This is a genomic window from Streptomyces sp. DT190, from assembly GCF_049846985.1.
Classification (GTDB): Bacteria; Actinomycetota; Actinomycetes; order Streptomycetales; family Streptomycetaceae; genus Streptomyces.
This window is the reverse complement of the sequence record NZ_JBNCNM010000007.1, coordinates 307,477-317,947: the sequence shown is the minus strand read 5'-3', so window position 1 is coordinate 317,947 and position 10,471 is coordinate 307,477. Positions and strand designations below refer to the sequence as shown.

Here is a 10,471-nt window from a genome sequence, read left to right as displayed (position 1 = left end):
TGCCGACTCGCTGTTCGTTGACGCGCCAACCGCTGCGGGCGGACACCCCCCGGCACGGCCCCTTGCGCCGTCCGGCGGGTGCGGGTCCCCTCAGCTGCGGGCATGCGTGCCGCTGGGGCGATGGGGGTCCCCCTGCTCGAGCGAAGCCGAGAGCTTGGGGGAGGGCGGGCGCAGCGGCACCCCGCGCCGCCGGGTTGCGCAGCGTCCCGGCCCGGGCAGTGACGCCCCGGGTCGTCAACGGCCGTACTGCGCCAGTCCCGCCGCCACCAACTCCGCGTTGGAACGGGCCGGTTGGCCGTCCGGCAGGACCAGGACGTCCTCCAGGCCGATCCGCGTCGCAAGACCCAGTTCGCCCGCGAGCCGCAGCACCGGCCACGCACCGCCGTCCTCCCCGTGCAGCAGCACGGGCCGGCCGTGCGCGGATCCCAGCCCGGACAGCAGCTCCCGCGCCGTGGCCGCCGCCGTCGAGGGGTCCGTGTCCGTCACCTCGGCCAGGACCCTCAGCACCCTCGGTCCCAGCGATGAGGACGCGAACCGCCGTGCCCCGTCCGTGCCGGACCAGATGCCCGCCTCCACGTCCACGCCGAGATCGAGCAGCGCGGCGGCGACCTCCTCCGCCCCCGGCTCGTGCCAGTTGACCGAGGCGTGGTCGGGCAGGACGGTCCAGCCGTGGATCCGGTCGAGCCGCGCGGTGGGGTCCGGTTCGGCCCACGCCCCCGTGGTCACCCCCACCGGCACCGGCACCCGCGCACGTATCGCCGTCAGCGTCCCTGCCAGCACCCGCGGCGACAGCGTGTCCCGCCCGCACGGCGTCTTGGGATGGACGTGGACGTCCGTGGCTCCGGCCGCGACGGCGGCCGCGGCGGAGGCGGCCATCGCCTCCGGCGTCAGCGGCACCGCCGTACCGTCAGCGGCCGTCCGCGAACCGTTCAGACACACCTGCACCATGTCGACGATGGTGCCAGGCCCCACCGACAGTGGGGGTGCGGCATCCCCGGCGCACCCCCCGCGCACCCGCATCCGTCAAGCCGACACCAGCAACCTCACCCGCCTGGCGTCCGCCAGGGCCTCGGGCGTGAGCACGGGACGCGGCACCAGGATTCCGCAGTCCGTGCAGACCGGACCCGTCGAGGGCTCGTGGTCCAGGTCGTACCTCCAGGTGAGCCGTTCACCGCCGCACACCGGGCAGCCCGAGCCCGGTTCGCGCTCCAGCGCGGCGATCAGCCGGCGCAGTACCTCGGCCAGCGGTTCACGGGGATGGACCGCCGGATCGTCGCACCACGCCACACCGAAGCCGCCCCAGGTCAGCCGGTGCCAGTCGTCCACGCTGCCCGGTCGGCGCAGCCCGTCGTGCTTCTCCTTCTTGCGGCGCTCGGCGAACTCGACCTCGTAGGCCAGCCAGACCGCCCGCGCCTCCTCCAGTTCGTCCAGTGCGGCCACGAGCCGCACCGGATCGGGGGAGCGGTCCTCGGGACCGAACCCTGCCCGGGAGCACAGATGGTCCCAGGTCGCCCTGTGCCCGTAAGGCGCGAACCGCTCAAGGCACTTGCGCAGCGAATAGCGCCGCAAGGCCAGATCGCACCGCGGATCGCGGACCTGTCTCGCCAGACTCCGGAAACCGGCCATCGTCCTGCACCTCCGTCACACCTGCACCTGTACATCCGGTCACTTCGGCGTCGTCGTAAGGACGTCGCCGAATAGACGTATCGACAAGCGAATCGGCTCCATCCGATTTCAAATGGCCTCCATAAGCCGTCCGACGGGGCTCGCCTGTCGACTGCCGTGATCCCTGTGCCTGTTGTGCTGACTTCCATAAGTGACGCTTGTTCATCTTCAAAGGCGGGGATACCGGCGGTAACATCCCGCCCACCCCACGTCGGGAGGAGCCCCGCATGCCACGGCGTCACCCACGCACCGTTCTCGACAGACTGAGAACTCCCCGCGGAATCCCCGGGTTCCTGAAGACCGCATCCGTATGCGCGCTGATCGCCGGTCTTTTGTCGCCACTCGCCCCGGCGGCGGCCGCGGGGACGGGGAACGCGCAGGCCACGGCGGCCGCGAACGACCACTGCGGGAACCAGTGTTCGGACATTCTCCCGCCCGGCCAGAACGGCAACGCCACCCTCGCCCAGATCCTCCTCAACCAGGCCTTCGGCACCCAGCCCGAACACGCCGAGGACCAGCTCGGGCCCTACGCCGGCCTCGCCAAGGGCTACCCCGGCCTCACCAACGAGAAGATCAGCACCTTCTTCAACGACGCGTCCTTCGGCGTCCCGGCGGACCAGGTCGCCTCCACGGTCAGGCCCGCCGGACGCGACGACGTGACCATCGTCCGCGACAAGAAGACCGGTGTGCCGCACATCACCGGCACCACCCGGTACGGCACGGAGTTCGGCGCCGGGTATGCGGCGGCCCAGGACCGGCTGTGGCTGATGGACGTCTTCCGGCACGTCGGGCGGGGACAGTTGACCTCCTTCGCGGGCGGAGCGCCCTCCAACCAGGGGCTGGAGCAGCAGTTCTGGCGGCACGCCCCCTACACCGAGGCGGATCTGCAGGCGCAGATCGACAACGCCGTGGCCACGAACGGCGAACGCGGCGCACAGGCCCTCGCCGACGCCAAGGCCTATCTCGACGGCATCAACGCCTATGTCGACGCCTCCGACAGCGGCCGCTACTTCCCCGGTGAATACGTGCTCACCGGGCACAAGGACTCAATCACCAACGCCGGGAAGATAGAACACTTCAAGATCACCGACCTGGTGGCGCTCGCCTCGGTCATCGGCGCGCTGTTCGGTTCCGGCGGGGGCGGCGAGGTCAACAACGCGATCTCGCTGCTGGCCGCCCAGGAGAAGTACGGCGTCGCCGAGGGCACCGAGGTCTGGGAGTCCTTCCGGATGCGCGACGACCCGGAGGCCGTCCTCACCCAGCGGACGGGCCGCTTCCCGTACGCGACCAGGCCCGACGACCCGCAGGGCACGGCCCTGCCCGACGCCGGCTCGGTGCGCGCGGAGCCGCTCGTGCACGACCGCACCGGCAGCGCCGCCGCGCCGAGCGCCACCGGTGCCTCCCGCGACGCGGCGAAGACGGCCCTGTCCTCCGCGAAGCGCGGCATGTCCAACGCCCTCGTGGTGAGCGGGAAGCACACCGCGAGCGGCCATCCGGTCGCCGTGTTCGGTCCCCAGACCGGCTACTTCGCCCCGCAGTTGCTGCTGCTCCAGGAGATCCAGGGCCCGGGCATCAGCGCCCGCGGCGCCTCCTTCGCCGGTCTGAGCTTCTACGTCGAGCTCGGCCGCGGCCAGGACTACGCCTGGAGCGCCACGACCTCCGGCCAGGACATCATCGACACGTACGCCGTCGAGCTGTGCCAGGACGACCACCACTACCTCTACCGCGGCACCTGCACGCCGATGGAGAAGGTCGAGCGGAAGAACGCCTGGAAGCCCACGGTCGCCGACGGCACCGCCGCCGGCTCGTACACCATGCGCGTGTGGCGCACGAAGTACGGTCCGGTGGAGTACCGCGCCACGGTCGGCGGCAAGAAGGTCGCCTACACCACCCTGCGCTCGTCCTTCCTGCACGAGGCCGACTCCATCATCGGCTTCCAGATGCTGAACGACCCCGGCTACGTGAAGGGACCGGAGGACTTCCAGAAGGCCGTGCAGCACATCAACTACACCTTCAACTGGTTCTACGCCGACTCCGAGCACACCGCGTACTACAACAGCGGCGACAACCCCGTCCGCGCGGCCGGCGTCGACGCCGAGTTCCCGGTGTGGGCGCGGCCCGCCCACGAATGGCGCGGCTGGGACCCGGCGTCCAACACCGCCGACTACACCCCGCCCTCCGCGCACCCCCGATCCGTGGACCAGGACTACTACGTCTCCTGGAACAACAAGCAGGCCGAGGGCTACACGGCCGCGCCCTGGGGCAACGGCTCCGTGCACCGCGGCGACCTCCTGGAGGACCGGGTGCGCACGCTGGTCCGGCAGGGCGGCGTGACCCGGGCCGCGCTGGTACGGGCCATGGCGGACGCCGGCCTCGCCGACCTGCGCGCCGAGGACGTCCTGCCCCGACTGCTGAAGGTGATCGACAGTGCGCCCGTCACCGACTCCGCAGCGGCGGCCGCCGTGAGCCGGCTCAAGGACTGGGCCGCCGCCGGCGGCAGGCGCACCGAGACGACGGCCGGGTCGAAGAAGTACGCCGACGCCGACGCGATCCGGATCCTCGACGCCTGGTGGCCGCTGCTGGTCGAGGCCCAGTTCCGGCCGGGCCTGGGCGGTGAGCTGTACGAGGCCATGACGGCCAACCTGCCCGTCGACGAGTCCCCGTCCGCCGCGCACGGCCCGACCGGCTCGCACGCCGGGAGCTCCTTCCAGTACGGCTGGTGGAGCTATGTCGACAAGGACGTCCGGGCCGTCCTGGGTGAAGAGGTGAAGGGCCCGCTGGCCCGGACGTACTGCGGCGGCGGCAGCCTCGGGGCCTGCCGCGACACCCTCGTCAGCACCCTGAAGGAGGCGGCGGGGAAGACCATGGCCCAGGTCTACCCCGGCGACGAGGTGTGCGCGGCCGGCGACCAGTGGTGTGCCGACTCGATCAACCACCGCACCCTCGGCGGCATCAAGCACGGCCCGATCAGCTGGCAGAACCGGCCCACCTACCAGCAGGTCGTGGAGTTCACCTCGCACCGGTGAGGCACCGCCCGGCGGCGGGCCGGCGGACCCGGCCCGCCGCCGGGGGCGGGGAGCCGCGCGCTCAGCGGTAGAGGAGGTACTTCCGCCGGGTCCTGCGGAACGCCGCGAGCTCCTCCTGCCACCCGGCCACGACCTCGTCGGTGTCCGCGCCCGCGTCGATCATGGTGCGCACGCGCGCGTTGCCGGTGAGCTTGTCGATCCAGTGGTCCGGGCGCCAGGCGAAACCGCTCCACACCCGCTTGGCGGTGACCAGCAGCGCGATCCCGGTGCGGACGGGGTCGAAGGCGGCCCGGTCGTGCACATGGAGTTGCACCCCGCCGATCGTCCTGCCCTGGAACTTGGAGAAGGTGGGCGCGAAGTAGGCCTCCCTGAACCGCACCCCGGGCAGGGCGAGTTCGTTCGCGGCGGCCGCCCAGCGCCCGTCGACGCCCTCCGCACCGAGCAGCTCGAACGGCCGCGTGGTGCCGCGCCCCTCCGACAGGTTGGTGCCCTCGAACAGACACGTCCCGGCGTACACCAGCGCCGTCTCCGGCGTCGGCATGTTCGGGCTGGGCGGCACCCAGGGCAGCCCGGAGGCGTCGTGGAAGTCCGAGCGCCGCCAGCCCGACATGGTCACGGTCTCCAGCGGAACGGGCTCGGTCAGGAACTCCCCGTTGAACAGCCGGGCCAGCTCCGCGACGGTCATGCCGTGCGCCTGGGAGATCGGCCGGCGTCCGACGAACGTCGCGAACTCCCGGTGCAGGACGGGCCCGAGCGCCGCCCGGCCGGTCACCGGGTTGGGCCGGTCCAGGACCACGAACCGCTTGCCGGCGAGCTGCGCGGCCTCCATGCAGTCGTACAGGGTCCAGATGTACGTGTAGAAGCGCGCGCCGACGTCCTGGATGTCGAAGACGACCGTGTCGACGCCGGACGCGGTGAAGACGTCCGCGAGGGGGCGGCCGCTCTTGAGGTACGTGTCGTAGACGGGCAGCCCGGTCGCCGGGTCGTCGTAGCGGCCCTCGGAGCCGCCGGCCTGGGCGGTGCCGCGGAAGCCGTGCTCCGGGCCGAAGACGGCGGTGAGGCCGACGCGGTCGTCGGCGTGCATGACGTCGACGATGTGGCGGACGTCGCGGGTGATGCCGGTGGGGTTGGTGACGATGCCCACCTTCTGGCCGGCGAGGGGGGCGTAGCCGTCCCGGGCGAGTCGTTCGAAGCCGGTGTGGAGCCGGTGGCGAGGCGGGGCCGCGGCGGCGGTGGGCGCTGCCGAGACGGCGGCCGTGGCGGCTGCCGTGAGGACGGCTCGTCTGGAAGGGCGCATGAAGTGGCCTCCGTGATCCGTTGTGTGCCGGTTCGTCGTGCCTGGTCGCGCAGTTCCTCGCGCCCCTAGGGTGCTGCTCCAGCCCTTTCCCTCAAACATACCGACCGGTTAGTCTGAGGCCGTTGCTGAGCCGCGTCTTAAGGAGACCGATGGTGGGAGCCTTTCAAGGGTCGGGCGTCGTTGTCACGGGGGCCGGAGGCGGTATCGGAGCCGCGCTCGCCCGGCGGTTCGCCGCCGAGGGGGCCCGGGTCGTCGTGAACGACCTGGACGCCGAGCGCGCCAAGCGCGTGGCGGAGGAGATCGGCGGCACCGCCGTGGCCGGCGACGCCTCGGCGATCGTCGCCGACGCCCGGGACGCACTCGACGGGACCGTGGACGTCTACTGCGCCAACGCCGGTGTGGCGTTCGAGGGCGGCAGCGCCGACGGGCCGCTCGACGAGACCGCCTGGGCCGCCTCCTGGGACGTGAACGTCATGGCGCACGTCCGGGCCGCCCACGCCCTGCTGCCCCACTGGCTGGAGCGCGGCAGCGGACGGTTCGTCTCCACCGTGTCCGCCGCCGGCCTGCTCACCATGATCGGCGCCGCGCCCTACGCCGTCACCAAGCACGGCGCCCTCGCCTTCGCGGAGTGGCTGTCGCTGACCTACCGGCACCGGGGCGTGAAGGTGCACGCCATCTGCCCGCAGGGCGTGCGCACCGACATGCTGGCCGCGACCGGCAGCGCCGGCGACCTGGTGCTCCAGCCGACCGCGATCGAGCCCGAGGCCGTGGCGGACGCGCTGTTCGAGGGCGTCGCGGAGGACCGCTTCCTGATCCTGCCGCACCCCGAGGTCGCCGCCTACCACCGGGCCCGGGCCGGTGACCCCGACCGGTGGCTGTCCGGCATGAACCGCCTCCAGCAGCAGTGGGAGGGGACCCGGTGACCACGTCCCGCTACGCCGCCAAGCCCTGGCTCGCCCTGCTCAGCGACGCCCAGAAGGCCCCGATCGATCCCGCCGGCTCCCTGGTGCACGCCCTGCGCCGGGTGGCGGCCGAGACCCCCGACGCCGACTTCCTGGCCTACTTCGACGGCCGGCTGACCTACCGGGACGTCGACGAACTCAGCGACTCCGTCGCCGGGCACCTCGCCGCGCGCGGGCTGGAGCCCGGCGACCGGGTCGCGGTGCTGCTGCAGAACTCCCCGCACTTCGTGCTCGCCGTGCTCGGCGCCTGGAAGGCGGGCGCGGTCGTCGTGCCCGTCAACCCGATGTACAAGTCGGGCGAGGTGGCCCACGTCCTGCGCGACGGTGAGGTGGCCGCGCTGATCTGCTCGGACCGGGCGTGGGAGTCGTACCTGCGCGGGACGGCGGCCGACTCGCCGGTGCGGATCGTGCTCACCGGGTGCGAGCTGGACTTCCAGACGCGGGGCGACGCGCGCGTGCTGACCTTCGAGCGGCTGCCGCAGGCCCCCGACGCGGACGACCTCGTCACCGTGGCGCGGGCCGGGCACCGGGCACCCGAGGGCCGGGACCCCGACCCGGCGGGCGTCGCACTGATCAGCTACACCTCGGGAACCAGCGGCACGCCCAAGGGCGCCACCAACACGCACCGCAACATCATGTACAACGCCGAGCGGCAGCGGACGGGCCTCGGGCTGCCCGAGCGGCCCGTGTACTTCGCGCTGGCGCCGCTGTTCCACATCACCGGCATGGTCTGCCAGTTCGGCGCCTGCCTGAACAGCGGGGGCACGCTCGTGCTGGCCTACCGCTTCGAGGCCGGAGTGGTGCTCGACGCCTTCGCCGAGCACCGCCCGCACTACACCGTCGGCCCGTCCACGGCCTTCATGGCCCTGGCCGCCCACCCCTCCGTCGGCCGGGACCACTTCTCCTCCTTCCGGGTGATCTCCTCCGGCGGCGCCCCGCTGCCGCCGGCGCTGGTGGAGAAGTTCCGGGCGGGCTTCGGCCCGTACATCCGCAACGGCTACGGCCTGACCGAGTGCACCGCGCCCTGCGCCTCCGTGCCGCCCGGCCTGGAGGCACCGGTGGACCCGGTCTCCGGGACCCTCGCCGTGGGCCTGCCCGGCCCCGACACGGTCGTGCGGATCGTCGACGACAGGGGCGACGAGGTGCCCTTCGGGGACCAGGGCGAGATCGTCGTGAGCGGCCCGCAGGTCGTGCCCGGCTACTGGCGCCGCCCCGACGCCACCGCCGAGACGTTCCCCGGCGCCGAGCTGCGCACCGGCGACATCGGCTTCATGGACGAGCAGGGCTGGCTGTACGTCGTCGACCGCAAGAAGGACATGATCAACGCGTCCGGCTTCAAGGTGTGGCCGCGCGAGGTCGAGGACGTGCTCTACACGCACCCGGCGGTGCGGGAGGCGGCCGTGGTGGGTGTGCCCGACGGGTACCGCGGCGAGACCGTCAAGGCGTACATCAGCCTGCGCCCGGGCGCCGAGACGGACCCCGATGCGCTCGCCGCCCACTGCAAGGAGAGACTGGCCGCCTACAAGTACCCGCGCCAGGTGGAGATCCTGCCGGACTTGCCGAAGACGGCCAGTGGGAAGATCCTCCGTCGGGAACTGCGTTCCCGGACGCAAGACAACTGACAGCAGTACGGAAAGGCAGGTGGCGGCAGTGCCCAGGACCACGGACCCGGACGGCGCTCCCGTCCCTCAGCGGCTCCTGGCCGCCGCCACCCGGCTCTTCGCGGAGCAGGGTTACGACCGCACCTCGGTGCAGGAGATCGTCGAGGCGGCCGGTGTCACCAAAGGGGCGCTGTACCACTACTTCGGCTCGAAGGACGACCTGCTGCACGAGGTGTACGCGCGCGTGCTGCGCATCCAGCAGGAGCGCCTGGACGCGGTGGCGGACTCGGGCGAGCCGGTCGAGAAGCGGCTGCGGGCCGCGGCGGCGGACGTCGTGGTGACGACGATCGAGAACCTCGACGACGCGATGATCTTCTGGCGCTCGATGCACCACCTGAGCCCCGAGAAGGACAAGCAGGTGCGCGCGGAGCGCCGGCGCTACCACGAGCGGTTCCGGGCGCTGATCGAGGAGGGCCAGCAGACGGGTGTCTTCTCCGAGGCGACCCCGGCCGACCTGGTCGTGGACTACCACTTCGGCTCCATCCACCACCTGTCGACGTGGTACCGCCCGGACGGCCCGCTCAGCCCCCAGGAGGTCGCGGACCACCTGGCCGACCTGCTGCTCAGAGCCCTGCGCCCGTGAGCGGCCGTCCGCGGCCGGCGGGGGGTTCAGAGGGCTCGGCCCCCTGAACCCGACCCCCTCACACGTACCGCTTCAGCTCCCGCCGGGCCAGCGACCGCTGGTGCACCTCGTCCGGCCCGTCCGCGATCATCAGCGTCCGCGCCCCCGCGTACAGCTCCGCCAGCGGGAAGTCCTGGCTCACCCCGCCCGCGCCGTGCAGCTGGATCGCCCGGTCGAGGATGTCCACCACCGCGCGGGGCGTGGCGATCTTGATCGCCTGGATCTCGGTGTGCGCCCCGCGGTTGCCGACCGTGTCCATCAGCCAGGCCGTCTTCAGCACGAGCAGCCGCAGTTGCTCCACCGTCACCCGCGCGTCGGCGATCCAGTTGTGCACCACGCCCTGCTGCGCCAGCGCCTTGCCGAAGGCGTCGCGGGACACGGCGCGCCGGCACATCAGCTCGATCGCCCGCTCGGCCATGCCGATCAGCCGCATGCAGTGGTGGATGCGGCCGGGCCCGAGCCGCGCCTGCGCGATGGCGAAGCCGCCGCCCTCCTCGCCGACCAGGTTCGACACCGGTACGCGCGCGTGATCGAAGACGATCTCCGCGTGACCGCCGTGGTAGTGGTCCTCGTACCCGAACACCTGCATCGCCCGCGTGATCGTGACGCCCGGGGTGTCGCGCGGCACCAGCACCATGGACTGCTGGCGCCGGATGTCCTCCCCGTCCGGGTCGGTCTTGCCCATCACGATGAAGATCTTGCAGTCGGGGTGCATGGCCCCGGAGATGTACCACTTGCGGCCGGTGAGGACGTACTCGTCGCCGTCCCGCTCGATGCGCGTCGTGATGTTCGTGGCGTCCGAGGAGGCCACCTCCGGCTCGGTCATCGCGAACGCCGAGCGGATCTCGCCCGCCAGCAGCGGCTCCAGCCACTGCTTGCGCTGCTGCTCGTCGCCGAACTGGGTGAGGACCTCCATGTTGCCGGTGTCCGGCGCCGCGCAGTTGGTCACCGTCGGCGCCAGCTGCGGGGAGCGGCCCATGATCTCGGCGAGCGGCGCGTACTGCAGGTTGGTGAGCCCGGCGCCGTACTCGGAGTCCGGAAGGAACAGGTTCCACAGGCCCTGCCTGCGGGCCTCGGCCTTCAGCTCCTCCACCACGGGCGGGTTCTCCCACGGGGACGCGAGCCGTTCGCGCTGCTCGTGCGCGACGGCCTCGGCCGGGTGGACGTACTCGTCCATGAAGGCGAGGAGCTTGGCGCGCAGCTCTTCGGTGCGCGCGTCGAAAGCGAAGTCCATACGG

At 72.1% G+C, this 10,471-nt stretch carries 8 protein-coding genes; 4 read left to right on the top strand and 4 right to left on the bottom strand.

All coding sequences use genetic code 11. The annotated features are described in order from the left end of the window. Positions 1-234: 234 nt before the first annotated feature. Entirely contained in the window at positions 235-948 is a 714-nt protein-coding gene (locus tag ACPXCS_RS16060; protein ID WP_425949936.1) for a 3-keto-5-aminohexanoate cleavage protein, read from the bottom strand. A 75-nt stretch (positions 949-1,023) separates the two neighbouring features. Continuing rightward, on the bottom strand, positions 1,024-1,626 hold the full coding sequence (locus tag ACPXCS_RS16055; RefSeq protein WP_425949934.1) for a hypothetical protein: 603 nt from the start codon (positions 1,624-1,626) through the stop codon (positions 1,024-1,026). 266 nt (positions 1,627-1,892) lie between these two features. On the opposite strand from ACPXCS_RS16055, the gene ACPXCS_RS16050 reads away from it, so the two are divergent. After that, a complete protein-coding gene (locus ACPXCS_RS16050) occupies positions 1,893-4,691 on the top strand; it encodes a penicillin acylase family protein (RefSeq protein WP_425949932.1) in 2,799 nt (932 codons plus the stop codon). Positions 4,692-4,752: 61 nt separating this feature from the next. Here ACPXCS_RS16050 and ACPXCS_RS16045 read toward each other — a convergent pair whose 3' ends face one another. Beyond that, on the bottom strand, positions 4,753-5,988 hold the full coding sequence (locus ACPXCS_RS16045) for an exo-beta-N-acetylmuramidase NamZ family protein (RefSeq protein WP_425949931.1): 1,236 nt from the start codon (positions 5,986-5,988) through the stop codon (positions 4,753-4,755). A 149-nt stretch (positions 5,989-6,137) separates the two neighbouring features. Here ACPXCS_RS16045 and ACPXCS_RS16040 point away from each other — a divergent pair, with 149 nt between their 5' ends. From ACPXCS_RS16040 to ACPXCS_RS16030, 3 genes are read left to right on the top strand one after another with little or no spacing between them, the layout of a single operon-like run. After that, entirely contained in the window at positions 6,138-6,911 is a 774-nt protein-coding gene (locus ACPXCS_RS16040) for an SDR family oxidoreductase (protein ID WP_425949930.1), read from the top strand. Continuing rightward, on the top strand, positions 6,908-8,572 hold the full coding sequence (locus tag ACPXCS_RS16035) for a class I adenylate-forming enzyme family protein (RefSeq protein ID WP_425949928.1): 1,665 nt from the start codon (positions 6,908-6,910) through the stop codon (positions 8,570-8,572). Before ACPXCS_RS16040 ends, ACPXCS_RS16035 begins: the two co-directional genes overlap by 4 nt. A gap of 28 nt (positions 8,573-8,600) precedes the next feature. Continuing rightward, a complete protein-coding gene (locus ACPXCS_RS16030; RefSeq protein ID WP_425949927.1) occupies positions 8,601-9,194 on the top strand; it encodes a TetR/AcrR family transcriptional regulator in 594 nt (197 codons plus the stop codon). Positions 9,195-9,252: 58 nt separating this feature from the next. Here ACPXCS_RS16030 and ACPXCS_RS16025 read toward each other — a convergent pair whose 3' ends face one another. Then, entirely contained in the window at positions 9,253-10,467 is a 1,215-nt protein-coding gene (locus tag ACPXCS_RS16025; protein WP_425949925.1) for an acyl-CoA dehydrogenase family protein, read from the bottom strand. Positions 10,468-10,471: the final 4 nt, after the last annotated feature.

What these genes read in the sequence shown, in the direction of transcription:
- ACPXCS_RS16060 (WP_425949936.1), bottom strand. Translation starts at nt 948, where the DNA reads ATGGTGCAGGTGTGTCTGAACGGTTCGCGGACGGCCGCTGACGGTACG.
- ACPXCS_RS16055 (WP_425949934.1), bottom strand. Translation starts at nt 1,626, where the DNA reads ATGGCCGGTTTCCGGAGTCTGGCGAGACAGGTCCGCGATCCGCGGTGC.
- ACPXCS_RS16050 (WP_425949932.1), top strand. Translation starts at nt 1,893, where the DNA reads ATGCCACGGCGTCACCCACGCACCGTTCTCGACAGACTGAGAACTCCC.
- ACPXCS_RS16045 (WP_425949931.1), bottom strand. Translation starts at nt 5,988, where the DNA reads ATGCGCCCTTCCAGACGAGCCGTCCTCACGGCAGCCGCCACGGCCGCC.
- ACPXCS_RS16040 (WP_425949930.1), top strand. Translation starts at nt 6,138, where the DNA reads ATGGTGGGAGCCTTTCAAGGGTCGGGCGTCGTTGTCACGGGGGCCGGA.
- ACPXCS_RS16025 (WP_425949925.1), bottom strand. Translation starts at nt 10,467, where the DNA reads ATGGACTTCGCTTTCGACGCGCGCACCGAAGAGCTGCGCGCCAAGCTC.